Origin of the sequence: Streptomyces sp. BK022 (assembly GCF_004217355.1) — a bacterium.
GTDB lineage: Bacteria > Actinomycetota > Actinomycetes > Streptomycetales > Streptomycetaceae > Streptomyces > Streptomyces griseoluteus.
The window spans coordinates 1,112,683-1,137,637 of sequence record NZ_SHKU01000002.1 but is presented as its reverse complement, the minus strand read 5'-3'; the positions used below and the strand labels follow the sequence as shown (position 1 = coordinate 1,137,637).

The following is a 24,955-nucleotide window of genomic DNA, read 5'->3' as shown; positions in this document are numbered from 1 at the left end:
TGAGCTCGGGTGCCTGGTGTCTGTGCGGCGGGTGCGGGTTCGTCGTGGCCTTTCGCGCAGTTCCCCGCGCCCCTGGAGGGCGGGGACGGGGCCTGCGGCCCCTGCCCGCCCTCCAAAGCATTCTCAGCCCGCTACCGCCACCGTCGGCTCGCCCGAGGTGATGCCGTCGGCTTCCATCTGTTCGGCCAGCTTCATGGCCTCCTCGATGAGGGTCTCCACGATCTTCGACTCCGGGACGGTCTTGATGACCTCGCCCTTGACGAAGATCTGCCCCTTGCCGTTGCCGGAAGCGACTCCCAGGTCCGCCTCGCGGGCCTCGCCGGGCCCGTTCACCACACAGCCCATGACCGCGACACGGAGCGGGACCTCCATGCCGGTCAGACCGGCGGTGACCTCCTCGGCCAGCTTGTAGACGTCCACCTGGGCGCGGCCGCAGGAGGGGCAGGAGACGATCTCCAGGCCACGCTGCTTGAGGTTCAGGGACTCCAGGATCTGGTTGCCGACCTTGACCTCTTCCACCGGCGGAGCCGACAGGGAGACCCGGATGGTGTCACCGATGCCCTCGGAGAGCAGCGCGCCGAAGGCCACCGCCGACTTGATCGTGCCCTGGAACGCCGGGCCCGCCTCCGTCACACCCAGGTGGAGCGGGTAGTCGCACTGCGCGGCGAGCTGGCGGTACGCCTCGATCATCACGACCGGGTCGTTGTGCTTCACCGAGATCTTGATGTCGCGGAAGTCGTGCTCCTCGAACAGCGACGCCTCCCACAGCGCCGACTCCACCAGCGCCTCGGGGGTGGCCTTGCCGTACTTCTGCAGCAGACGGCGGTCCAGCGAACCGGCGTTCACGCCGATCCGGATCGGGGTGCCGTGGTCCCTGGCCGCCCTGGCGATCTCACGGACCTTGTCGTCGAACTGCTTGATGTTGCCCGGGTTCACACGGACCGCCGCGCAGCCCGCCTCGATCGCCGCGAACACGTACTTCGGCTGGAAGTGGATGTCCGCGATCACCGGGATCTGCGACTTACCCGCGATGGTGGCCAGCGCGTCCGCGTCGTCCTGCGTCGGACACGCCACCCGCACGATCTGGCAGCCGGACGCCGTCAGCTCCGCGATCTGCTGCAACGTCGACCCGATGTCCGAGGTCCGGGTGGTGGTCATCGACTGCACCGACACGGGGGCATCGCCGCCGACCGCGACGGTGCCGACCTGGATCTGCCGGCTCTTGCGCCGCTCGGCGATCTTGGTCGGTACGGACGGCATGCCGAGAGAAATCGCAGTCATCTGCTGTGCAACCCCAAGTCGTGGATCAAGATCCGGTCCCGTGAACCGCGGGCACCCAGGCTTTGAGATTACGACACGGCGCTGTCCCCCAGCACATCCCACCCGGCAAACCCACCCAATGGGCGGCGGCCCGGAACCTTAGGTTCCGGGCCGCTTCTCCTGGTCGTGCGAGGTCAGGAGATCCGGACCGGGTTCACCACGTCCGCGATGAACACGAGCACGGTGAAGCAGACGAAGATCCCGGCCACCACGTAGGCGACCGGCATCAGCTTCGCCACGTCGAACGGGCCGGGGTCCGGACGGCGCAGCACCCGGGCCACCTGGCGCCGCAGCGACTCCCACAGGGCGCCCGCGATGTGACCGCCGTCGAGCGGGAGCAGCGGGAGCATGTTGAAGAGGAACAGCGACAGGTTGAACCCGGCGACCACGAAGACGGCCATGGCCACCTGCTGGGAGGCCGGGATGTCCAGCGTGGCGATCTCGCCGGTGACGCGGGCGGCGCCGACGATGCCCATCGGGGAGTCCGGCTCGCGGGGGCCGTCGCCGAAGGCGGCGTTCCACAGGGCCGGGATCTTGCCGGGCAGGTCGACGAGGGACTCCACGGCGTGGCCGACCTGGTCGCCCATCCAGACCACCGAGTCGCCGAAGCCGAGCTTGACGACCCCGCGCGCCGGGCTGAAGCCGAGGAAGCCGGCCGTGACGTACTGGCCCTGGACGTAGGTGCCGCTGGCGTCCTTCTTGGCCACCTGGTTGGTGGCGATGGTGGCGTGCAGGGTGAGCTTTTCGCCGTCCCGCTCCACCACGATCGGTACGTTGCGGCCCGCGCTGTCCCGGATGAGGTCGGACAGCGTGTTCCACTTCGCGGTGGGCTTGCCGTCGAAGGAGACGATCTTGTCGCCCGCCTTGATGCCGGCGGCGGCGGCCGGGGAGGCCGGGTCGGACTTCTTGCAGTCGTCGCGGTTCTGGTTCTGCGCGATGACGCAGGCGGAGACCGAGGAGACGGTGTTGGTCTCCTGCTGGACACCGAAGCCCATCAGCACGGTGAGGAAGAGCCCGACCGCCAGGATCAGGTTCATGAACGGCCCGGCGAACATGACGATGACGCGCTTCCACGGCTTGCGCGTGTAGAACATCCGCGTCTCGTCGCCCGGCTTCAGTTCCTCGTACGCCGCCGAGCGGGCGTCCTCGATCATGCCGCGCCACGGAGAGGTGGAGCGGGCGGAGACCCGGCCCGCGTCGTCCGGCGGGAACATGCCGATCATGCGGATGTAGCCGCCGAGCGGGACGGCCTTGATGCCGTACTCGGTCTCGCCCTTGTGCCGTGACCAGATGGTCGGACCGAATCCGACCATGTACTGCGGGACGCGGATGCCGAAGAGCTTGGCCGTGGACAGGTGCCCCAGCTCGTGCCAGGCGATCGAGACCAGCAGACCGACCGCGAAGACCACTATGCCGAGGATGAACATCAAGGTCGTCATGCACGCGCCTCCGCGGTAGCCGTCCGGTTGGTCAGTTCGCGGGCCCTGGCCCTGGCCCAGGTCTCCGCTTCGAGGACGTCCGACACCGTGAGCGAAGTTCCCGTGACCGGGGTGTCGTGTTCCTCGACCACCCGGATGACGGTCTCCATGATCCCGTTGAAGGGCAGAGCGCCGCCCAGGAAGGCTTCGACGCACTCCTCGTTGGCCGCATTGAACACCGCCGGGGCGGTGCCCGCGAGCCGGCCCACGTGCCGGGCGAGGTTCACCGAGGGGAAGGCGTCGTTGTCCAGCGGGAAGAACTCCCAGGTGGACGCCTTGCTCCAGTCGAAGGCCGGGGCGGCGTCCGGGACGCGCTCGGGCCAGCCCAGACCGATGGCGATCGGCCCACCCATGTCGGGGGGCGTCGCCTGGGCGATCGTGGAACCGTCGGTGAACTCGACCATCGAGTGGACATACGACTGGGGATGCACGACCACCTCAATGCGGTCGAAGGGAATGTCGTAGAGCAGGTGGGCCTCGATGACCTCCAGGCCCTTGTTGACCAGGGTCGCGGAGTTGACCGTGATCACCGGGCCCATCGCCCAGGTGGGGTGCGCGAGGGCGTCGGCGACGGTGACGTCCGCCAGCTCGGCCTTGGTCCGGCCGCGGAAGGGGCCGCCGGAGGCGGTGACGACCAGCTTGCGCACATCGGCGCGGGTACCGGAGGCGAGGGCCTGGAAGAGGGCCGCGTGCTCGGAGTCGACCGGGATGATCTGGCCGGGCTTGGCCAGCGCCTTGACCAGCGGGCCGCCGACGATCAGCGACTCCTTGTTGGCCAGTGCCAGGGTGCGGCCGGCCTCCAGGGCGGCCAGGGTCGGCGCGAGGCCGATGGAGCCGGTGATCCCGTTCAGGACGGTGTGGCAGTCGGAGGCGGCGACCTGCGCGGCGGCGTCCGGACCCACCAGGATCTCGGGGAGCGGCTCCGTGCCGTACCGCGCGGCCAGGGCCTCGCGCAGCGCCGGTGCCGCGTCCTCGCGGGCCACCGCGACGGTACGTACCCCGAGCCTGCGCGCCTGCTCGGCGAGGAGGTCCACCCGGCCGCCGTTCGCGGAGAGGGCGGTGACCCGGAAGCGGTCGGGGTTGCGCAGCACCAGGTCGATGGCCTGGGTGCCGATGGACCCGGTGGAGCCGAGGATCACCACGTCCTTCGGGCCGTCGCCCGCGACGGGGTCGAACACGAGGTGCGGGTCGGCGAGCGGGGCGGGGCTGGCGGGGCTGTCGGTCATCCCCCCATTGTGGCCGCACCCGGCGGCCGCCCGGACCGCGCGTCCCATGGCCGGGTGGCCGGACCGGGGCCCCGTAGCGCGGGAAGGTTTCTCCCTTTGTGAAACCAAGGTGAAGATCCTGTGATAACTATTCAGTTGAACGGGTGAACTTCTCGCCCGTGCAGCGTTTCGTGGACGACATCCTTGGGGGGATCTCTTCGTGCGTACCGTGCGCCTTCGCGCCGCCCTGCCCGCTCTCGCCGGCGCGGCCCTGCTCACCGGCACCCTGCTGAGCACCCCGGCCCAGGCGGCCGGCACCGTCCAGATCCACCGGGTCTACTTCGACAGCCCCGGCAAGGACACCCGCTCCAACTCCAGCCTCAACGGCGAGTGGGTGCAGCTCAAGAACACCAGCCGCTCGGCGGTCTCGCTGAAGGGGTGGGTCCTGAAGGACGCCTCGAACCACAGGTACTCCTTCCCGAACGTCAAGATCGGCGCAGGGAAGTACCTCAAGGTCCACACCGGCAGCGGCCGCGACACCACGTCGGACAAGTACCAGGGCCGCCGTGCCTACGTCTGGAACAACACCAGCGACACGGCGACCCTGACCAAGTCGAACGGCTCCAAGGTGGACACCTGCTCGTGGACGACCCGGGACGGCAGCGACACGTACTGCTAGCGGCTAACCGCCGTAGGGGCGGCGGGCGTTGACGCGCTCGCTCGCTCCCGGGGTGGCGTCCGCGATCCAGACGCCGTCGCCCGAGGGGTCGAGGATGCCCTCCTCCAGCCACGTGTAGGCCCCGCCGAGGACGTTCTTGACCACCTTGCGGTCGGTGCCGTCGGTGTTGTGCCACAGGCGGGCGAACAGCTCGTCCACCCGGACGCGGGCCTGGCGGCAGAAGGCGTCGGCGAGCTGGTACGCCTCGCGGCCGTGCTCGCCCTCCCGCCGCAGCCGCTCGGCCCGCACACAGGCCGCGCTCATGGCGAACAGCTCCGCGCCGATGTCCACGATCCGGCCCAGGAAGCCCTGCTTGGTCTCCATCCGGCCCTGCCAGCGGGACATCCCGTAGAAGGTCGCGCGGGCCAGCTTGCGGGCGTGCCGCTCGACGAACCGCAGATGCCCGGACAGGTCGATGCCGTGCTTGAACTCGGCGTACGAGGTGGGGAGTTGCCCCGGACCCGCGACCAGTTTCGGCAGCCACCTGGCGTAGAAGGCGCCCGCGCCCGCACCGGCCTTCGCCTTCTCCTGGAGGGACTTCTCGGGGTCGATGAGGTCACCGGCGACGGAGAGGTGGGCGTCGACGGCCTCGCGTGCGATCAGCAGGTGCATGATCTCGGTGGAGCCCTCGAAGATGCGGTTGATCCGCAGGTCGCGCAGCATCTGCTCGGCCGGTACGGCCCGCTCGCCGCGCGCCCCGAGCGACTCGGCGGTCTCATAGCCCCGGCCGCCCCGGATCTGGACCAGCTCGTCCGCCATCAGCCAGGACATCTCCGAGCCGTACAGCTTGGCGAGGGCGGCCTCGATGCGGATGTCGTTGCGGTCCTCGTCGGCCATCTGGGAGGCCAGGTCGACCACGGCCTCCAGCGCGAAGGTGGTCGCCGCGATGAAGCTGATCTTGGAGCCGACGGCCTCGTGCAGCGCGACCGGCTTGCCCCACTGCTCGCGCTCGGCGGCCCACTCGCGGGCGATCTTCAGGCACCACTTGCCGGCGCCGGCGCACATCGCGGGCAGCGAAAGGCGGCCGGTGTTGAGGGTGGTGAGCGCGATCTTCAGACCGGCGCCCTCGGGGCCGATCCGGTTGGCGGCCGGGACCCGCACCCGGTGGAAGCGGGTGACGCCGTTCTCGATGCCGCGCAGGCCCATGAAGGCGTTGCGGTTCTCCACCGTGATGCCCTCGGCGTCGGCCTCCACCACGAACGCGGTGATACCGCCGGGGTGCCCCTCGGACTTCGGCACCCGTGCCATGACGACCAGCAGGTCGGCGACGACCCCGTTGGTGGTCCACAGCTTCACGCCGTCCAGGACGTAGTCGTCGCCTTCCGGGACTGCCGAGGTGGCCAGCCGCGCGGGGTCCGAGCCGACGTCCGGCTCGGTGAGCAGGAAGGCGGAGATGGCGTCGGTGGCGCAGCGGGGCAGGAAGGCGTCCTTCTGCTCCTGGGTGCCGAAGATCTTCAGCGGCTGCGGCACGCCGATCGACTGGTGCGCGGAGAGCAGCGCGCCGACGGCGGGGCTGACCGAGCCGACCAGGGCGAGGGCCTTGTTGTAGTAGAGCTGGGAGAGGCCCAGGCCGCCGTACTTGGTGTCGATCTTCATACCGAGGGCGCCGAGCCGCTTCAGGCCGGCCACGACCTCGTCGGGGATGCGGGCCTCGCGCTCGATGCGGGCCGCGTCGATCTCCGTCTCGCAGAAGGCGCGCAGCTCGGCGAGGAAGGTCTCGCCACGCCGGACGCTCTCGGCGTCGGGGAGCGGGTGGGGATGGATGAGGTCGAGCCGGAAGCGCCCGAGGAACAGCTCCTTGGCGAAGCTGGGCTTGCGCCAGTTCTGCTCGCGGGCGGCCTCCGCCACCTGCCGGGCCTCGCGCTCGGAGACGTTGGTGCGTTGAGTGGTGGGGGCGGACATGAGGCTCACCTCGCCGCGAAGAGGGATGTCGGGGGCCGGTCACCTGAGACCGGTCGTGCTGCGGGATCAGATCAGTGGTACCTGAATCCGGGTACTCCCACCAGTCATCGCGCTCCATCGGGGTGTATCGGGACCCAGGGGGAGGCGGTCTTGACACGCCGTACCATTCGGCGACGACGGGAGGGAGATCACGTTTCCCGCCCCACGCCCGGGACGGAAGAGGTGACCGACATACCGGGAACAGAGGACATGGAGTGCGGCGGGACCGAGGAGCTGCGAGTCGTCGAGACCTTCCGGTCTCCGCGCACCTTCACGGTGTGGCAGTACACGGTCGCCCACCACCAGAGGATGCTGCTGCGCAGCCCCCGCCGGACGGCGTCGGACACGCGCATCGATCTGCACGCGGGTGTGAGGGCGATGCTCTTGCGGCCGTCCTATGAGGGAATCACGATCCGCCCGGGCACGGACGCGGACAGGGCACGGGTGGTTTCGGTTCTGGGCCCGGAGGTGTTCGACCGGGGAGGGCGTCTCCATGTGATCGGGGAGGACCGCATGACCGGGTTCATCGTGGGCGGTCCGCTCCAGGTCCGTGAGACCTGCGCCGCCAACGACGAGCCTTCCGGTTTCCTGCCGATGCCCGAGACCGCGTGAGGGAGCGCCCATGACCGGGATCTTCCGCTCCGAGCGCGTCTTCGAGACGTGGCACTACACGGCCGCGCACGGCGACCGACTGCTGCTGCGGGCGACCGCCGAGAACCGTCTCCCCCGGATCGACCTCTACGTGGAGAGCGTCCAGGGGCTCCTGCTGGAGACGGTCTACCGCGGCCTGGTCATCCGCGAAGGCACGCCCGAGGAGATCCGGGCGGTGGAGCTCGACTACGGAGTTCCCGTCGCCGAGGCGTCGCATGTGCATGTGATCGGGGAGGACCGCATGCGCGGGTTCATCGTCGGTGGTCCGCTGCGACGGCACGAGGACGGAGAAGGGTTCCGCGTCCCCTCCGCCTTCGGCCCGATCCCGGGTACGCCGTGATCCTCTCCGCGCATGGACGACCGCCCGGCCCTGAGGAGGGGCCGGGCGGTCGTTGGTCGTACCGGCTCAGGCGTTGCCGGCCGCCGGGGCCGCGAGAGGCGCCTCGCCGGCACGGGGGGCCGGGACGCTGTCGGCGCCGGTGACCGGCGGCGCCGTGCGGCGGCCGGTGAAGGCGTAGGCGACACCGACCAGCAGGCCGCCGCCGACGAGGTTGCCGAGGCCGACCAGGAGGAGGTTGTGGCCGAAGGCGGCGAGGGTGTCGCCGGGGACGTGCTCGAAGAGGCCGAGCGAGAAGGTCGTCATGTTGGCGACGACGTGCTCGAAGCCGGAGGCGACGAAGGCCAGGATGCCCGCGAAGATCAGCATAATCTTCGCGGCGTCGGAGCGGGTGCGCACGCCCATCCACACGGTCAGGCAGACCAGGAAGTTGCAGAGCACGCCGCGGAAGAACATCGCCTCGCCGCTCTCGGCCATCTTGGCGGTGAGCATGCCGGTCAGACCGGCCAGGCCCGGGGCGGGCGCTCCGGGGGCGGCGACGACGTCCAGCACCCCGGCGGCGTGGACCAGCCAGGCGAGGGCGACCGAGCCGACCAGGTTGCCGACGAAGGAGCCGACGATCACGGCGAGCGCGTTGACGGGCGAGATGACCCGGCGGATCGCGCCCTGGACCATCGTCATCATGTTGCTGGTCGCCAGCTCGCCGCCGGCGAAGATCACCAGCGTCAGCGCGACCCCGAAGACCAGGCCCTGGACCAGCTTGACCCAGGGCGAGTGCGCGGCGCTGAGCGGGCCGGACACGCTGACCATCAGCACGACGCCCATGCCGATGAAGGCCCCGGCGAGCGCCGAGAGGACCAGGTAGCGGCCGGGGGAACGGAGCAGCTTCGCCTTGCTCCGGGCGGTGGCGACCTGCTCGTCCAGGGCGTCTTCCATGGGTATCGGCACGATGCCCTCTCACTTTCCGCGAATGACCGCTCCGACTGCGGCTCCATGCGGAGGGAAGTGTGCGCCCGTGGGTACGAAAAAGTCAAAAGCGCAATCAATGACTCGATAGGCACTGTTTATCGGACTTAAGAGGCGAAACCGATCGCGTCATCGGTACCGCTTATCACCGCGGGCACAACAGAACGGCCGGAGCCCCCGCACAGCGGGCTCCGGCCGTTCCGGTGGTGACCTGTCCGTGGCAGGTCAGAGTGCGAGGCCCGTGAGGACCAGGACGCGCTCGTAGGTGTAGTCGTCCATCGCGGAGCGGACGCCCTCGCGGCCGACGCCGGACTGCTTGGCGCCGCCGTACGGCATCTGGTCCGCGCGGTAGGACGGGACGTCGCCGATGACGACGCCACCGACCTCGAGAGCGCGGTGGGCGCGGAAGGCGGCCTGGATGTCGTGGGTGAACACGCCCGCCTGGAGGCCGTACTTGGAGTCGTTGACCGCGGCGAACGCCTCGGCCTCGCCGTCGACCTTGGTGACGGTGAGGACCGGTCCGAAGACCTCCTCGGTGGCGAGGGTGGCACCGGCCGGCACGCCGGTGAGGACGGTCGGCGCGTAGGTGGCGCCGTCGCGCTCGCCGCCGGTGAGCAGGGTGGCGCCCAGCTCGACGGCCTCCTTCACCCAGGACTCGACGCGCTCGGCGGCCGCCTCGCTGACCAGCGGGCCGACCTCGGTCTTGTCGTCGGCCGGGTCACCGGTGACCTGGGCCTCGACGGCGGCGACGATGCGCGGCAGCAGCCGCTCGTACACCGCGCCGTCCACGATCACGCGCTGCACCGAGATGCAGGACTGGCCGCCCTGGTAGTTGGAGAAGGTGGCGATGCGGCTCGCGGCCCAGTCCAGGTCGGCGTCGCTCGCCCAGTCGCCGAGGACGACGGCCGCGCCGTTGCCGCCCAGCTCCAGCGTGCAGTGCTTGCGCGGCACCGAGTCCATGATCGCGTAACCGACCTGCTCGGAGCCGGTGAAGGAGATCACCGGGAGGCGCTCGTCCTGGACCAGCGCGGGCATCTTGTCGTTGGCGACCGGCAGGACGCTCCAGGAGCCGGCGGGCAGGTCGGTCTCGGCCAGCAGTTCGCCGATGACCAGGCCGGACAGCGGGGTGGCCGGGGCGGGCTTGAGGATGATCGGGACACCCGCGGCGATGGCCGGGGCGACCTTGTGCGCGCACAGGTTCAGCGGGAAGTTGAACGGCGCGATGCCGAGGACGACACCCTTGGGGAAGCGGCGGATCAGCGCCATGCGGCCCTGGCCGCCCGCGTCGGTGTCGAGCCGCTGGGCCTCGCCGCCGTTGAACCGCCGGGCCTCCTCGGCCGCGAGCCGGAACACGGAGACGGCACGGGCGACCTCGCCGCGCGCCCACTTGATGGGCTTGCCGTTCTCGCCGGAGATCAGCTGGGCGATCTCCTCGGTGCGCTCGGTCAGCCGCCTCGCGACATGGTCGAGGGCGGTGGCGCGGACGTGCGCGGGGACGGCGGCGAACTCGTCGCGGACCGCGTACGCGGCGGCCACGGCCTCTTCGACCTGGGCGTCGGTGGGCACGCTGGCCCGGCCGACGACGCGGCCGTCCCACGGGGAGGAGACGTCGAAGCTGTCCTCGCCGGTGGCCTGGCGGCCGGCCAGCCAGAAGGCGTGGGTGGAGGTCATGTGCGGGTCCGGCCCTTCCGCGTCGGGGGGTGATGTGCGTGATCCACGGTAGGGCGGGCGGACGCGGCGGTCGCTTGTCCGAGTCGTACGGAAACGGGCGGCCGATGTGCCGGTTCGGCGGGGTGGGCGCGGGGGCGGCTACTCCCCCGAGGTCGCCTTCAGCGCCAGCCACAGCTCCATCCGGACGTCCGGGTCGTCCAGGGAGCGGCCGAGGATCTCCTCGACCCGGCGCATCCGGTAGCGCAGGGTGTGGCGGTGCACGCCGAGGTCGGCGGCGGCCGCGTCCCACTGCCCGTGCCGGGACAGCCACGCCCGCAGCGAGGCGACGAGGTCCCCGCGCCCCGTGGCGTCGTGGTCGCGCAGCGCCCGCAGCAGGCCGTCGGCGAAGGCCCGTACCGCGTCGTCGGCCAGCAGGGGGAGGACCGAGCCGGCCGCCACGTGTTCGTGCTCGACCAGGACCCGGCCGCGCCGCCGGGCCACCGAGAGCGCCTGCTCGGCCTGGCGGTAGGCGGAGGCGGCCGCGATGGGGCCGGCCGGGGCGGAGAGGCCGACCACGAGCGCGTCGTCGTCACCGCCCTTGGACTCCGGGACGAGGCGGGCCGCCTCCAGCGCGCCCGCGTAGGCCGTGCAGGCGGTGACGGCCGCGCCCCCGTCGGTGGCCAGCACCACCAGCCGGTCCCGTTCGGGTACCACCAGCACGGCTTCGCCGGAGCGGGCGGCGGCGGACTCGGCGGCCTCCGCGAGCGCGTCCAGCGGGTCGCCGTCCGTTCCCTGTCGCGGCGCGGACTCGGCGACCAGCAGCCGGAACGGCGCATCCAGCAGGCCGCCGTACAGGTCGCCGGCGACCGCGCGGGCGTGGTCGGGCTCGCCCGCGAGCAGCATCCGCAGGACGGCCGCGCCGACCCGCTGTTCGGCGGCATGCAGGGAGCGGGAACGCTCGGTGGTGAGGGTGAGCAGGGCGATGGCGGAGTGCACGGCGTAGCGCTCGGCGGTGCCGGGGGCGGCCGCGGTGCCGACGGCGAGTGCCGCGCGGGGGCGGCGGCCGGTGCCCAGCGAGTGCAGCTCGACGCGGTCCTCGGTGTCGGGGGCGGCGACCACCGAGGAGGCGGGGGCGGGGCGTTCCCGCAGCCGCTCGACCTCGGCGGTGAGCCGGGCGGCCCGGCGCCCCGCCCACTCGGGCGCCGCGGCGACGACGGCACCGGACGCGTCGTACAGCGCGGCCCAGCCGTCGACCTGCGCGGCGAGCGCGGCGAGCAGGCCCTCCGGGCCGGTGGTGAGCGCCTGCCGGGTCAGCTCGCGCTGGGCGGCGAAGCCCGCGGTGACGGCGCGGTACTGGTCGGCGGCGATGGCGGCGGAGACGGCCTTGCTGATGGCGATGAACGGGGTGCGCCGGGGCACCTCCAGCAGGGGCAGCCCCTCCAGCCGGGCGGCCTGCACCAGCGCCTCGGGGATGTCGTCGTAGTTGACGCCGACCGCGAAGCCCAGGCCGACGACGCCCGCGCCGGCCAGCCGCTTCACATACCGCCGCATCGCCTCGGGGTCCTCCGCGTCCAGCTTGAGCGCGGTGATCAGCAGCAGCTCCCCGCCCTCCATGTACGGCACGGGGTCGGCCAGCTCGCTGACATGCGCCCAGCGCACGGGCACGTCGAGCCGGTCCTCCCCCGCGCGGACCGTCAGCTTCAGCGCGGAGTGGTGGACGAGCGAGGCGAGCGTCGGCGGCATGGGACCTTCAGGTCGGGGCGGCCGGCGCACCGTCGCGCCGGCCTGGAGCAGTCATCTCTTGGCCGCCACGTATGAACGGCCCATCCCGATTCTGCCTCACCGTACGGTCGCGGACCTCCGTTCAGCTCCTCAGGTCCACCAGCAGGGGCGGCGCGTGCTCACCCCGCACGGTCGTGAGGGAGAGGACCGCGTGCCCCGGGGGCACGGCGTGGGCCAGTTCGGAGGCGGACCACCGCTCGCGCTCCACCTGGCGGACGGTGACCGCGCGGGCGGTGGGGGCCTGGCCGGTGATGACGCGGCGGAGCATGTGGACGGCCTTCCCGGCCGGGGTCTCCGCGATGATCTGGCGATCGGTGACGTCGCGGGTCTCGATCCACTCCTTGCCCCAGACCTCGGCGAAGTCCTGGCCGTCCCAGGGGGTGAGCCCGGAGAACGCCATGCGGCACCCGGTGGCGCCGAGCAGCGGACCGCGCAGCGGGCGGGGGACGTCGTCCAGGGTGCGCAGGGTGAGGACGACGCCCGCGTTGGCCGAGCGCAGCCGCTGGACGCCGCGCACGGACTCGGGGGTGACGACCCCGGCCGCCTCGTCGAGCAGCAGGCAGGCGAAGAGGGAGCGGTCCTCGCGGGCGGTGACGGCGGCCGTGAACTGGGCCAGCACCAGGCGGGCCAGGATGCGGGAGGCGTCGGCGTGGCCCCGCTGGGGCAGGTCGATGCGAACGCGGACCGGGTGGTCGAGGGCCTTCAGGGTGAAGGGCCGTGACGTGCCGGAGGTGTCGAAGAAGGCGGCGAACGCGGGCCGGTCCAGCAGCGCGACCCGGTCCGCCAGCACGGCGGCCACGTCACCGGGGTGCGCCTGCTGCCGCTCCCGTGCGTCGAGTTCGCGCAGCAGCGAGGCGTGCCCGGTCTCGGTGAGCGCCTTGCGCAGCGCGGCGATCGGGCCGGGGGCGCCGTCGAGGAGCTGGCGCAGCTCCGGCACGGAGGGGAAGCGCTGGTGGACGGCGCGGAAGGGGCCGAGCAACTGCGCGAGGACGGTGGTGGAGCGGCGGCTGTCGGAGCCGGGGTGCGGGTCGGCGAGGTCGCCGACGAGGGCCTCGGCGAGTATCGCGGCCGCCTCGTCGGGGTCGGTGGTGCCGCCGTAGAGGTCGAGGTCGTACACCGAGTCGGGGTGGCCGACGCGGACCACCACGTCGTACGCCTCGGCCGGACCGATCCCGGCGCCGGCCGCGCCGACGCTCACCACGGCGGCGCGGCCGGCGAGGGCGTGCAGGCAGAGGGACTCCGCGAGCGGCTGCACGAGGCTGCCGGTCTTGCCGGAGCCGGCCGGGCCGACGGCGACCAGGGAGGTGCCGAGCAGATCGGTGCCGAGGGCGAGTCCGGCTCCCCGGTACTGGTAGGGGTTGCGGGGGTCGTCGGCGGCGGTGCCGAGCCGGACCTGGCCGGTGAGCAGGTCGTGCCGGGCCTGCCGGGCGGGCAGGTCCCGGTCGCCGGAGGGGTGCGGGCAGGCGGCGGAGCCGTCGCGCAGGACGGCGCCGGTGAAGGCGGCCAGCGTGTTCGTCCCGGAGCGCACGCCCTGCCAGGCGCGGTCGATCCGGGCGTGGTCGACGTCCCGCATGAGCCCGGTGCGTGCTTCGGCGGCGAGCCGTTCGGCGGCCTCGCGGGCACCGTGGGCGCGCAGCTCGGGCCAGTCGGCGGGGTCCTCGCCGGGCACGGGCGGCGGTGGTTCGGCGGGGGTGGCGGACCTGACCCAGGCGGGCGGCCCGAACCGCCGCCAGACCTCGCCCCAGCGCCCGATCCGGGCGACCACGAAGAGGATGGCGAGGGCGATGAGGGTGTAGTACGAGTACCAGAGGACGGCGTTGCCGACGCGGTCGTTGCCCTCGCGCCAGGAGTCCGGGGTGAACAGCTCCAGCGGGAGCACCCACCAGCTGCCGAGGTAGCCGTTCCACAGCAGCGACCACACCAGCCAGCCCACCAGGAACGCGATCACCGCCCCGCTGAGCAGCTGCCGGGCCGGGGTCAGCTCGGGCTCGGTCTCCGGCCTCGGCCGGTGCCCGAGGCGCCACACACCGGGCGCGGCGGCGGGCCGGGCGGCGCGCAGCCAGGCGAGGAAGGCCGAGCCGTCCGGGCGGGGCGGGGCTCCGGGTGGCATCGTGGGCATGGGCGGCGGGGACCCTTCCGGGGGCCGCGTCGGGCGCGGCACCGGGCCCGTTCGGGTGGCCCGCGTGTCCCGCGTACCTTCGCTGTCCATCGCCCTGCCCCCTGACCAGCCGGTCCGTCACCGTCAGCGAGTCAATCTAACGCCCCCGCAAGGGGAGTTCACGGTTTACGCGGCCGACGTCCGGTGTCCGGCCGCACCGAGGGCCCGGCCCGCCATGTCCACCACGGACAATGGGCCGCGCCGACAACGCCCACATGGAGCATGCCCACCCCACGGCACCCGTCTTAGCCTGCGGGAAAACAAGGCAAGCGTCCGTAATACCCCCAGGAGCCCCGCATGACCGCACTTCCGCAGGAGCGCCGCGTCGTCACCGCCATTCCCGGCCCGAAGTCGCAGGAGCTTCAGGCCCGCCGCACCGCGGTCGTCGCCCAGGGCGTGGGCTCCACGCTGCCGGTCTTCGTCGCGCGCGCGGGCGGCGGTGTCATCGAGGACGTCGACGGCAACAGCCTGATCGACTTCGGCTCCGGCATCGCCGTGACCTCGGTGGGCGCCTCCGCCGAGGCCGTGGTGCGCCGCGCGAGCGCCCAGCTCGCCGACTTCACCCACACCTGTTTCATGGTCACCCCCTACGAGGGCTACGTCGCCGTCGCCGAGGCGCTGGCCGAGCTCACCCCGGGTGACCACGCCAAGAAGTCCGCGCTGTTCAACTCCGGCGCCGAGGCCGTCGAGAACGCGGTGAAGATCGCCCGCGCGTACACCAAGCGCCAGGCGGTCGTCGTCTTCGACCACGGCTACCACGGCCGCACGAACCTCACGATGGCGCTGACGGCGAAGAACATGCCGTACAAGGACGGCTTCGGCCCGTTCGCGCCCGAGGTCTACCGGGTGCCGGTGGCCTACGGCTACCGCTGGCCCACCGGTCCCGAGAACGCGGGTCCGGAGGCCGCCAAGCAGGCGATCGACCAGATCACCAAGCAGGTCGGCGCGGACAACGTGGCCGCGATCATCATCGAGCCGGTGCTCGGCGAGGGCGGCTTCATCGAGCCGGCCAAGGGCTTCCTGCCCGAGATCGCGAAGTTCGCGCGCGACAACGGCATCGTGTTCGTGGCCGACGAGATCCAGTCCGGCTTCTGCCGCACCGGCCAGTGGTTCGCGTGCGAGGACGAGGGCATCGTCCCGGACCTGATCACCACCGCCAAGGGCATCGCGGGCGGTATGCCGCTCGCCGCCGTGACGGGCCGCGCCGAGATCATGGACGCCCCGCACGCGGGTGGCCTCGGCGGCACCTACGGCGGCAACCCGGTGGCCTGCGCGGCCGCGCTCGGCGCGATCGAGACGATGAAGGAGCAGGACCTCAACGGCAAGGCCAAGCACATCGAGGAGGTCATGAAGGGCCGCCTGGCCACCATGGCCGAGAAGTTCGACATCATCGGTGACATCCGGGGCCGGGGCGCGATGATCGCCATCGAGCTGGTCAAGGACCGCGACACCAAGGAGCCGAACGCCGAGGCCACCGCCGCGCTGGCCAAGGCGTGCCACCAGGAGGGCCTGCTGGTCCTGACCTGCGGCACCTACGGCAACGTGCTGCGCTTCCTGCCCCCGCTGGTCATCGGCGAGGACCTGCTGAACGAGGGCCTGGACATCATCGAGCAGGCTTTCTCGCGCATCTGAGCGACCGGACCGCTCGTTCAGCGAGTGGTCCGTACCTCTGGCGGGCGACAGCGGCAGGCCGTGTGAAGAACGTGTGCGAGGTGGATGACAGGACGCGATTGCGTCTGTCCGACCGCCTCCGCCTGCCGTAAGTTCGGTCCCGATGAGAGATACACCCCGCTCGCAGGGGACTGCGGGCGAGCTCAGGCCGGGGCCTCCCCAGCTTCGACCTGGTCGTGCCCTCGCGCACACAACCGGGGCCTGACGGCTCCGGGATCTCCACACCGATCGGACGGTCGCCGCCCCAAACCCCCCGGGGCGCGCGACATCCCGGTCCGGTCGGCCGCCCCGGAACCACCCCCCCTGTTCCGGGGCGGCCGACCTCCTTCTCGCCGCCCGCGCACATGCGAAGCTGGCCCGGTGTCCACTCCCGCCCGTCGCCTCGCCCTCGCCGCCGCCCTGCTGACCGGTCTCCCGGCGCTGTTGTTCGCGCTGCTCACCTGGCAGGTCCTGGCACACGGCCCGCTGCTGGCACTGGACGCCCGGCTCAGCCGGGGACTGGTCCACCCGGACCGCTTCTCCGAACACCTCTCCGACCTCGGCGGCATCCCGGTGGCCGTACCGGTGCTGGTGCTCGCCCTCGGCTACGCGGCCTGGCGGGGCCGGAGCGCCAGGATGCCCCGCTGGTGGCTTCCGCCCGGCGCGGCCGCGCTGCTGATGGCGGTGCTCCCGGCGATCGTGGTCCCGCTGAAGCTGTGGACCGCGCGGCCGGGGACCCCCGTGGTGCCCCCGGCCACCGGCTACTTCCCCTCCGGCCACACCGCGACGGCGGCCGTGGCCTACGGCGCCTCGGCGCTGCTCCTGCTCCCCTGGTGCCGCACCCGCGCCGCACGCCTCGCGGCGGTCGGTGTCCCGGCCGCGCTGGTGCTCGCGGTGTCGTACGGGCTGGTGCGGCGGGGCTACCACTGGCCGCTGGACGTGCTGGCGTCCTGGTGCCTGGGCGCGGTGCTGCTGACCGGCCTGAGCCTGGTGCTCAGCCGAAGTAGGAGTCGAAGGTCCGCTGGAACTCCCAGCCCGCGAACCGGTCCCAGTTCACCGACCAGGTCATCAGACCCCGTAGCGCGGGCCAGGTCCCGTGGGTCGGGTACGAGCCGCAGTTCGTCTTCTTCGTGAGGCAGTCCAGGGCCTTGGTGACCTCGGCCGGGGCGACGTAGCCGTTGCCCGCGTTGACCGAGGCGGGCATGCCGATGGCGACCTGGTCGGGGCGCAGCGGCGGGAAGACGTTGTTCGCGTCGCCCGCGACCGGGAAGCCGGTGAGCAGCATGTCGGTCATGGCGATGTGGAAGTCGGCGCCGCCCATGGAGTGGTACTGGTTGTCCAGACCCATGATCGGGCCGGAGTTGTAGTCCTGGACGTGCAGCAGGGTGAGGTCGTCGCGCAGGGCGTGGATGACCGGGAGGTAGGCGCCGCAGCGCGGGTCCTGCCCGCCCCACTTGCCGCTGCCGTAGAACTGGTAGCCGTTCTGCACGAAGAACGTCTCCGGGGCCATGGTGAGCACGAACTTGGCGCCGTACTTGGCCTTGAGGGTCTTCAGCGCGGAGATCAGGTTGACGATCACCGGGGTGGTCGGGTTCCTGAAGTCGGTGTCGCCGGTGTTCAGGGAGAGCGAGTGGCCCTCGAAGTCGATGTCGAGGCCGTCCAGGCCGTACTGGTCGATGATCTTCGAGACGGACGAGACGAAGGCGTCGCGGGCGGCCGTGGTGGTGAGCTGGACCTGGCCGTTCTGGCCGCCGATGGAGATCAGCACCTTCTTGCCGGCGGCCTGCTTGGCCTTGATGGCCGCCTTGAAGTCGGCGTCGCTCTCCACGTTCGGGCACTCGGAGACGGGACAGCGGTTGAAGCGGATGTCCCCGGAGGTGACCGAGGTCGGCTCACCGAAGGCCAGGTCGATGACGTCCCAGCTGTCGGGCACGTCGGCCATCCGCGTGTACCCGGAACCGTTGGCGAAGCTCGCGTGGAGGTAGCCGACCAGGGCGTGGGCGGGGAGGTCGGACGAGCCTCCGCCGTCACTGCGGGGCGGGGTGGTCGCGGTCACCGTGGCGGACCGGGCGGACTCCCCCGCGCCGTTGACGGCGGTGACCTGGAAGGCGTACGCGGTCGAGGGGTTCAGGCCGCTCACCGTGGCCGAAGTGCCGCTCGGGCTCTGGACTCTGACGCCGTCCCGGTAGACCGCGTAGCCGGTCGCGCCGGTCACCGGGGTCCAGGACAGGGCGACGGAGGTGGCGGTGACGGTGCCCGTCCTCAGGCCGGTCGGCACGGTGGGCGGCTGGGTGGTGGTGCCGCCGCCGGGGCCGGTGAGGGAGACGTCGTCGGCGTAGTAGGCGCCGGTGCCGTACCAGCCGTGGGTGTAGAGGGTGACCTTGGTGGTGTCGGCGCCGGTGGTGAAGGTCGTGGTGAGCTTCTGCCAGTCGGGCGCGGACTGGGTCCAGGTGGAGACGTCGGTGGTGCCGGTGCCGCTCGCGCCGAGGTAGACGTAGGAGCCGCGCACCCATGCGGCCAGTGTGTACTGGGAGTTGGGTCTGACGGACACCGTCTGGGCGCACTGGGCGTTGTCGCTGCCCTGTGGCGTGGCCTGCAGCGCCGAGGAGCCGCTGTGCACCGGGGAGGTGACGGTGGTGCCGGCGGTGCAGGTCCAGGGGGAGAGTCCGGATTCGAAGCCGCCGTTGACCGCGGCGTCCGCGTCGGCCGCGCGGGCGGCCGACGAGAGCGCGGCACTGCCGGGCACGGCGAGAGCCATGACCGTGAGGAATGCGACCAGGGGTCGGGAACGGTCCACAAATGCCTCCAGGCATGGGGGAGTTGGAGGTCGAGGGTGCACCCAACTTGGTCCAGACCAATTCTGTTGTCAAGGAGTCTCCGCCGAAGAACCCCCAGGGGCCCGTCAGGGAGTCACGGGCGGCGCCCGTCCCCCTCGCTCGCCAGCGCGGCCGCAGCCTCGTGCATCGCCAGCTCCAGCAGCGCCGGGTCGGTGAGCGTGCCCGACCCGTCCGGCGGCACCAGCCAGCGCACCCCCTGGGTCGCCCGGCCGGGGTACGGCACGACGATCCAGGTGCCGGCCCCGGCGGTGCGGATGCCGGTGCCCAGCCAGCGGGTGGCCGTGCCGGGCGGCACGAAGAAGCCCACCCGGTCGTCCCCGAAGTCGACCAGCACCGGGCCGGGCTGATCGAGGACACGGGTGAGCACGTCCAGCGTCGGATATCCCAGCTCCCCCGGCAGGACGAGCACGTCCCAGCCCTTCCCGGCCGGCAGCAGGGCGACCCCGAGCGGGCTCCGCTCCCACTCCCACCGGCAGGCTTCCGGGTCCGGCGCGACGGACGCCAGCCACTCCACCGCAGTCTTCGCCCCTGTCATGAAAAGACCTCCCTCTCCTTCGCGGACACGCGCGTCTGCGAAGGAGAGGGAGGTCGGGCCGCTCGCATTACGCGAGTTCACCGGGCTCTTTCGAGTGACCTGGATCACACGAGGCGGTCGGGGGGCTAACTGTCGAAGCCGAGCCCCAGCCGGTCCATGGCCCGCAGCCACAGGTTCCGCCGCCCGCCCTGCGCGTCGGCCCGCGCCAGCGACCAGCGGGTCAGGGCGATCCCGGTCCAGGCGAACGGCTCGGGCGGGAACGGCAGCGGCTTCTTGCGGACCATCTCCAGCCGGGTGCGCTCGGTGTCCGCGCCGTCCAGCAGGTCCAGCATCACGTCGGCGCCGAAGCGGGTGGCCCCCACACCGAGCCCGGTGTAGCCCGCCGCGTAGGCGACCCGGCCCTGATGGCCGGTGCCGAAGAACGCCGAGAAGCGGGAGCAGGTGTCGATCGCGCCGCCCCAGGCGTGGGTGAAGCGGACCCCCTCCAGCTGCGGGAAGCAGGTGAAGAAGTGCCCGGCCAGCTTGGCGTAGGTCTCCGGCCGGTCGTCGTACTCCGCGCGCACCCGGCCCCCGTAAGGGTAGATCGCGTCGTAGCCGCCCCACAGCACCCGGTTGTCCGGGGTCAGCCGGAAGTAGTGGAACTGGTTGGCCGCGTCCCCGAGACCCTGGCGGTTCTTCCAGCCGAGCGAGCCGAGCTGCTCAGGGCTCAGCGGTTCGGTCGTCAGCGCGTAGTCGTAGACCGGCACCGTGTAGGAGCGGACCCGGCGCAGGAGGCTCGGGAAGACGTTGGTGCCGAGCGCGACCTTGCGGGCCCGGACCGTGCCGTACGGGGTGCCGGCCTCCATGCCCGCGCCGTACTGCTTCAGGGTCAGGGCCGGGGTGTGCTCGTACACCCGGACTCCGAGGGCGAGGCAGGCCCGCTTCAGTCCCCAGGCCAGTTTGGCGGGGTGCAGCAGGGCCACGCCCCGGCGGTCCCACAGACCGGCCTCGAAGGTGGGCGAACCGACCTCGGCGCGCAGGGCGTCGCGGTCGAGGAACTCCATGCCGTCCGCGAGGCCCTTGTCCTGGAGTTCCCGGTGCCAGTCGCGCAGCTCCCACGCCTGGTAGGTCTCGGTGGCCACGTCGATCTCGCCGGTGCGCTCGAAGTCGCAGTCGACGCCGTGCCGGGCGAGCGCGTCCTCGATGCCGTCCAGGTTGCGGGCGCCGAGTTCGTGCAGCGTGCCGATCTCGTCCGGCCAGCGGGCCAGGCCGTTGGCCAGGCCGTGGGTGAGGGAGGCGGCGCAGAACCCGCCGTTGCGGCCCGAGGCGGCCCAGCCCACCTCGCGCCCCTCCAGCAGCACCACGTCCCGGCCGGGGTCGCGCTCCTTGGCGTTGAGCGCCGTCCACAGTCCGCTGTAGCCGCCGCCGACCACGAGGAGGTCGCAGGTGTCGGCGCCGGTGAGCGCGGGCTCGGGGCGGGGCCTGCCGGGGTCCTCCAGCCAGTAGGGGACCGGCTGGGCTTCGGAGAGGGAAGCGATCCAGTTGTCTTTTCCACGGCTCATGGCGCTAGGGGCCATGATTTCAACTCCCTACGGGGCTTTATGCCTTCTGGTGACCGCGTCTACGGGTGACGAGCATCGAGACCAGCACGAACAGTACGGCGATGAGGAACATGGCCGTCCCGATGACATTGATCTGAACGGGCGTTCCGCGCTGTGCCGAGCCCCAGACGAACATGGGGAAGGTGACGGTCGAGCCCGCGTTGAAATTGGTGATGATGAAATCGTCGAAGGAGAGCGCGAAGGACAGCAGCGCGCCCGCGGCGATTCCGGGTGCCGCGATGGGCAGGGTGACCCGCCAGAAGGTCTGCACCGGTCCCGCGTAGAGATCGCGGGCGGCCTCCTCCAGGCGCGGGTCCATCGACATCACGCGCGCCTTGACCGCGGTGACGACGAAGCTCAGGCAGAACATGATGTGGGCGATCAGGATCGTCCAGAAGCCGAGCTGGGCGCCCATGTTGAGGAACAGGGTGAGCAGCGAGGCGGCCATGACGACCTCGGGCATCGCCATCGGCAGGAAGATCAGCGAGTTGACCGCGCCGCGCGCCCGGAACCGGTACCGGACCAGGGCGAACGCGATCATCGTGCCCAGCGCGGTGGCGCCGATGGTGGCCCACAGGGCGATCTGGAGGCTGAGCCCGAGCGAGCCGCACATGTCGGCCACCCCGCACGGGTCCTGCCAGGCGTCGGTGGAGAAGTGCTGCCACTCGTAGTTGAAGCGGCCCTTGGGCTTGTTGAAGGAGAACACCGTCACGACGATGTTCGGCAGCAGCAGGTAGGCGAGCGTCAGCAGTCCCGCGATGACGACGAGACGGCGCTTGAGCCAGGTGAAGACGGCCATGTCAGACGAGGTCCTCCGTCCCGGCCCGGCGGATGTAGATCGTGACCATGGCCAGGATCGCGGCCATGAGGATGAAGGAGAGCGCGGCGGCCGTCGGATAGTCCAGCACCCGCAGGAACTGGGTCTGGATGACGTTGCCGATCATGCGGGTGTCGGTGGAGCCGAGCAGCTCGGCGTTGACGTAGTCGCCGGCCGCCGGGATGAAGGTCAGCAGGGTGCCGGAGACCACGCCGGGCATCGACAGCGGGAAGGTCACCCTGCGGAAGGTGGTCCAGGGCCGGGCGTACAGGTCCCCGGCCGCCTCGTGCAGCCGTCCGTCGATCCGCTCCAGCGAGCTGTACAGCGGCAGGATCATGAACGGCAGGAAGTTGTACGTCAGTCCGCACACCACCGCCAGCGGGGTGGCCAGCACCCGGTCGCCCGTGGTCCAGCCGAGCCAGCCGGTCACGTCCAGCACGTGCAGGGTGTTCAGCGCGTGCACCGCGGGCCCGTTGTCCGCGAGGATCGTCTTCCAGGCGAGGGTGCGGATCAGGAAGCTGGTGAAGAACGGCGCGATCACCAGAATCATGATCAGGTTGCGCCAGCGCCCGGCGCGGAACGCGATCAGATACGCCAGCGGGTAGCCCAGCAGCAGACAGAGCACGGTCGCGGCGGCCGCGTACAGCACCGAGCGGACGAACTGCGGCCAGTACTCGGCGAGCGCGTGCCAGTAGGTGGCGAAGTGCCAGGTGACCTTGTAGCCCTGCTCGAGCGACCCGGTCTGCACCGAGGTCGACGCCTGGTAGACCAGCGGCAGCGCGAAGAACACGATCAGCCACAGGATGCCGGGCAGCAGCAGCCAGTACGGGGTGAACCGGCCGCGCGCGCGGGGTGGCCGCGCGGGCTCCGGCGGGGCGAGCGGCGGGGGCGCCTCGGCGAGCGTCGGCATCAGACGGCCGCCTCTTCCTCGGTGCCCGCGTCGATGTCCTGGGCGGCGTCGAGGGCGAAGGTGTGCGCCGGGTTCCAGTGCAGGACGACCTCGGCGCCGGGCACCAGACGGGTGTCCCGCTCGACGTTCTGCGCGTACACCGCGAGCGCGCCCGCAACCGGGCTGTCGATCACGTACTGGGTGGAGACGCCGATGAAGCCGGCGTCCGCGACGGTGCCGGTGAGGCGGTTGCGGCCCTCGGGCACCGAGCCCGCGTCGTCGGCGTGGGTGAGCGCGATCTTCTCGGGGCGGATGCCGACCAGCAGCTTGCCGCCGGCCGGGGCGGGCGCGGAACAGCGCGCCTCGGGCAGCAGCAGCTTGCCGTCCCCGGCGCGCAGCACGATGTCGCCGCCGCTGCGGGAGTCGACCTCGGCCTCGATCAGGTTGGAGGTGCCGAGGAAGTTGGCGACGAAGGTGGTGCCCGGGTTCTCGTACAGCTCGGTGGGCGAGCCGAGCTGCTCCACGCGGCCCGCGTTCATCACGGCGACCGTGTCGGCCATGGTCATGGCCTCCTCCTGGTCGTGCGTGACATGGACGAAGGTGATGCCGACCTCGGTCTGGATGCGCTTGAGCTCCAGCTGCATCTGGCGGCGCAGCTTGAGGTCGAGGGCGCCGAGGGGTTCGTCCAGCAGGAGCACCTTGGGGTGGTTGATCAGGGCGCGGGCGACCGCGACACGCTGCTGCTGGCCGCCGGAGAGCTGGTGCGGTTTCTTGCGCGCCTGCTCGCCGAGCTGGACCAGCTCCAGCATCTCCTCGACCTGCTTCCTGACGCTCTTGATGCCGCGCCGGCGCAGGCCGAAGGCGACGTTCTCGAAGATGTCGAGGTGCGGGAAGAGGGCGTAGGACTGGAAGACCGTGTTGACCGGCCGCTTGTACGGGGGCAGCCCGGTGACGTCCAGGTCACCGAGGTGCACGGTCCCGGAGGTCGGCTCCTCCAGCCCGGCGATCATGCGCAGGGTGGTGGTCTTGCCGCAGCCGGAGGCGCCGAGCAGCGCGAAGAAGGAGCCCTGGGGCACGGTGAGGTCCAGCGGGTGCACGGCTGTGAACGAGCCGTAGGTCTTGCCGATGCCGGAGAGGCGGACGTCGCCGCTGCCGTCTGTCGTCGTCTTCATCCTCGTCACGCCCCTGTGAGCTTCGCGAACTTCTCTTCGTAGGCCGTCTCTTCCTTCTGGCTCAGGGAGCGGAAGGCGTGGGACTTCGCCTGCATGGCCTTGTCGGGGACGATCAGCGGATTGTCCGCCGCGTCCCGGTCGATCTTCGCAAGCCAGGGCTTCACGTTGTCGACCGGAGTGACGTAGTTGATGTAGGCGGCGAGCTCGGCGGCCGGCTCGGGTTCGTAGAAGAAGTCGATCAGCCGCTCGGCGTTCGTCTTGTGACGTGCCTTGTTGGGGATCAGCATATTGTCCGTCGAGGTGACATAACCGCTGTCCGGAATGATGAAGTCCACATCGGGGCTGTCCGCCTTGAGCTGGACCACGTCACCGGCCCAGGCGACACAGGCCGCGAAGTCGCCCTTGGCGAGGTCGGCGGTGTAGTCGTTGCCGGTGAACCGGCGTATCTGGCCCTTGTCGACGGCCCTCTGCAGCCGGGCTATGGCCGCGTCGTAGTCGTCGTCGGTGAAGTCGGCCGGGTCCTTGCCCATGTCGAGCAGGGTCATCCCGACGCTGTCCCGCATCTCCGAGAGGAAGCCGACCCGCCCCTTCAGCTTCGGGTTGTCGAGCAGGTCGGAGACGGATCTCACCTCGATCCCGTCCAGCGCCTTCTTGTTGTAGGCGATGACCGTGGAGATGCCCTGCCAGGGGTAGGAGTAGGCGCGGCCCGGGTCCCAGTCGGGGGTGCGGAACTGCGGCGAGAGGTTGGCGTAGGCGTGCGGCAGGTTCGCCGCGTCCAGCTTCTGCACCCAGCCGAGCCGGATCAGCCGGGCGGCCAGCCAGTCGGTGAGGACGATCAGGTCGCGGCCGGTCTCCTGGCCCGCGGCGAGCTGCGGCTTGATCTTGCCGAAGAACTCGTTGTTGTCGTTGATGTCCTCGGTGTACCGGACCGTGATCCCGGTCTTCCGCTGGAAGGCGGCGAGCGTGGGATGACGTTTGCCGCTGTCGTCCACGTCGATGTACTCGGTCCAGTTGGAGAAGTCGACGGTCTTCTCCCGGGCCGAGCGGTCGTCCGCCGGGGTGCCGCCCGGGGTTTGTCCGGCCGCCGGAATGCCACAGGCGCTGAGGGCGCCCAGGCCCCCCGCCGTGAGCACGCCTCCGGCCGACGCCCGCAGCAGCGACCGGCGGGTCAGCGCCGCCCGCCCGCTCCGCAGACTGCGCCGCACGGCGGCCAGCTGGGGCGGGGTGAGGCGGCCGGGCTCGTACTGATCCATACGCGTGGTGCCCTTT

Annotated in this window: 19 protein-coding genes and 1 pseudogene; 5 read left to right on the top strand and 15 right to left on the bottom strand. The window is 71.4% G+C overall.

Annotated features, from left to right (window positions below; translation table 11 throughout):
* Window positions 1–123 precede the first annotated feature (123 nt).
* The 3 genes from ispG to dxr form a co-directional block, all read right to left on the bottom strand.
* Entirely contained in the window at window positions 124–1,281 is a 1,158-nt protein-coding gene (gene ispG, locus EV284_RS11320; RefSeq protein WP_130332817.1) for a flavodoxin-dependent (E)-4-hydroxy-3-methylbut-2-enyl-diphosphate synthase, read from the bottom strand.
* Window positions 1,282–1,454: 173 nt separating this feature from the next.
* Window positions 1,455–2,759 (bottom strand): site-2 protease family protein, encoded by a 1,305-nt coding sequence (locus EV284_RS11315; protein WP_130332815.1) that lies wholly within the window; start codon window positions 2,757–2,759, stop codon window positions 1,455–1,457.
* Window positions 2,756–4,024 carry a 1-deoxy-D-xylulose-5-phosphate reductoisomerase gene (gene dxr / locus EV284_RS11310; protein ID WP_130332813.1) on the bottom strand — a complete coding sequence of 423 codons (1,269 nt, stop codon included), beginning with the start codon at window positions 4,022–4,024 and terminating at the stop codon, window positions 2,756–2,758. The genes EV284_RS11315 and dxr overlap by 4 nt, the downstream gene beginning before the upstream one ends.
* Before the next feature lie 199 nt (window positions 4,025–4,223).
* Between dxr and EV284_RS11305 the strand changes: the two genes are divergently transcribed.
* Window positions 4,224–4,682: a lamin tail domain-containing protein gene (locus EV284_RS11305; protein ID WP_130332811.1), complete on the top strand. Its 459-nt coding sequence runs from the start codon at window positions 4,224–4,226 to the stop codon at window positions 4,680–4,682.
* A gap of 3 nt (window positions 4,683–4,685) precedes the next feature.
* On the opposite strand, the gene EV284_RS11300 is transcribed toward EV284_RS11305, so the two are convergent.
* Window positions 4,686–6,623, bottom strand: a complete 1,938-nt coding sequence (locus EV284_RS11300) for an acyl-CoA dehydrogenase family protein (RefSeq protein WP_130332809.1) — start codon at window positions 6,621–6,623, stop codon at window positions 4,686–4,688.
* 222 nt (window positions 6,624–6,845) lie between these two features.
* Here EV284_RS11300 and EV284_RS11295 point away from each other — a divergent pair, with 222 nt between their 5' ends.
* A complete protein-coding gene (locus tag EV284_RS11295) occupies window positions 6,846–7,274 on the top strand; it encodes a hypothetical protein (RefSeq protein WP_130332807.1) in 429 nt (142 codons plus the stop codon).
* A 10-nt stretch (window positions 7,275–7,284) separates the two neighbouring features.
* Window positions 7,285–7,653, top strand: coding sequence for a hypothetical protein (locus tag EV284_RS11290; RefSeq protein WP_130332805.1), 369 nt, complete (start codon window positions 7,285–7,287; stop codon window positions 7,651–7,653).
* A 66-nt stretch (window positions 7,654–7,719) separates the two neighbouring features.
* On the opposite strand, the gene EV284_RS11285 is transcribed toward EV284_RS11290, so the two are convergent.
* The 4 genes from EV284_RS11285 to EV284_RS11270 all read right to left on the bottom strand — a co-directional run bounded on the left by EV284_RS11285 (window position 7,720) and on the right by EV284_RS11270 (window position 14,257).
* The gene (locus tag EV284_RS11285; RefSeq protein ID WP_242625641.1) at window positions 7,720–8,586 is read right to left on the bottom strand and encodes a formate/nitrite transporter family protein; all 867 of its coding nucleotides are present in this window, start codon (window positions 8,584–8,586) and stop codon (window positions 7,720–7,722) included.
* A gap of 255 nt (window positions 8,587–8,841) precedes the next feature.
* A complete protein-coding gene (locus EV284_RS11280) occupies window positions 8,842–10,287 on the bottom strand; it encodes an aldehyde dehydrogenase family protein (protein ID WP_130332801.1) in 1,446 nt (481 codons plus the stop codon).
* A 138-nt stretch (window positions 10,288–10,425) separates the two neighbouring features.
* Window positions 10,426–12,009, bottom strand: coding sequence for a PucR family transcriptional regulator (locus tag EV284_RS11275; RefSeq protein ID WP_130332799.1), 1,584 nt, complete (start codon window positions 12,007–12,009; stop codon window positions 10,426–10,428).
* Between the two features lie 121 nt (window positions 12,010–12,130).
* Complete coding sequence (locus tag EV284_RS11270; protein WP_130332797.1) at window positions 12,131–14,257, bottom strand: ATP-binding protein; 2,127 nt, start codon at window positions 14,255–14,257, stop codon at window positions 12,131–12,133.
* 246 nt (window positions 14,258–14,503) lie between these two features.
* Here EV284_RS11270 and gabT point away from each other — a divergent pair, with 246 nt between their 5' ends.
* Both gabT and EV284_RS11260 read left to right on the top strand, forming a co-directional pair.
* The gene (gene gabT, locus EV284_RS11265) at window positions 14,504–15,838 is read left to right on the top strand and encodes a 4-aminobutyrate--2-oxoglutarate transaminase (RefSeq protein ID WP_130332795.1); all 1,335 of its coding nucleotides are present in this window, start codon (window positions 14,504–14,506) and stop codon (window positions 15,836–15,838) included.
* Window positions 15,839–16,237: 399 nt separating this feature from the next.
* Window positions 16,238–16,909 (top strand): annotated as a pseudogene (locus tag EV284_RS11260) (phosphatase PAP2 family protein); the annotation flags it as partial.
* On the opposite strand, the gene EV284_RS11255 reads toward EV284_RS11260, so the two are convergent.
* From EV284_RS11255 to EV284_RS11225, 7 genes are all read right to left on the bottom strand, one after another.
* Entirely contained in the window at window positions 16,851–18,614 is a 1,764-nt protein-coding gene (locus EV284_RS11255; protein WP_242625640.1) for a glycoside hydrolase family 18 protein, read from the bottom strand. The pseudogene EV284_RS11260 and the gene EV284_RS11255 sit on opposite strands and share 59 nt — an antisense overlap.
* A 152-nt stretch (window positions 18,615–18,766) precedes the next feature.
* Complete coding sequence (locus tag EV284_RS11250; protein ID WP_130332791.1) at window positions 18,767–19,228, bottom strand: hypothetical protein; 462 nt, start codon at window positions 19,226–19,228, stop codon at window positions 18,767–18,769.
* A gap of 125 nt (window positions 19,229–19,353) precedes the next feature.
* Window positions 19,354–20,784 (bottom strand): FAD-dependent oxidoreductase, encoded by a 1,431-nt coding sequence (locus EV284_RS11245; protein WP_130332789.1) that lies wholly within the window; start codon window positions 20,782–20,784, stop codon window positions 19,354–19,356.
* Window positions 20,785–20,806: 22 nt separating this feature from the next.
* Window positions 20,807–21,607, bottom strand: coding sequence for an ABC transporter permease (locus EV284_RS11240; protein WP_130332787.1), 801 nt, complete (start codon window positions 21,605–21,607; stop codon window positions 20,807–20,809).
* Window position 21,608: 1 nt separating this feature from the next.
* Window positions 21,609–22,535, bottom strand: coding sequence for an ABC transporter permease (locus tag EV284_RS11235; RefSeq protein ID WP_130332785.1), 927 nt, complete (start codon window positions 22,533–22,535; stop codon window positions 21,609–21,611).
* A complete protein-coding gene (locus tag EV284_RS11230; RefSeq protein WP_207228997.1) occupies window positions 22,535–23,686 on the bottom strand; it encodes an ABC transporter ATP-binding protein in 1,152 nt (383 codons plus the stop codon). Before EV284_RS11230 ends, EV284_RS11235 begins: the two co-directional genes overlap by 1 nt.
* A 5-nt stretch (window positions 23,687–23,691) precedes the next feature.
* Window positions 23,692–24,939, bottom strand: coding sequence for a spermidine/putrescine ABC transporter substrate-binding protein (locus EV284_RS11225; RefSeq protein WP_130332781.1), 1,248 nt, complete (start codon window positions 24,937–24,939; stop codon window positions 23,692–23,694).
* Between the last annotated feature and the right edge of the window lie 16 nt (window positions 24,940–24,955).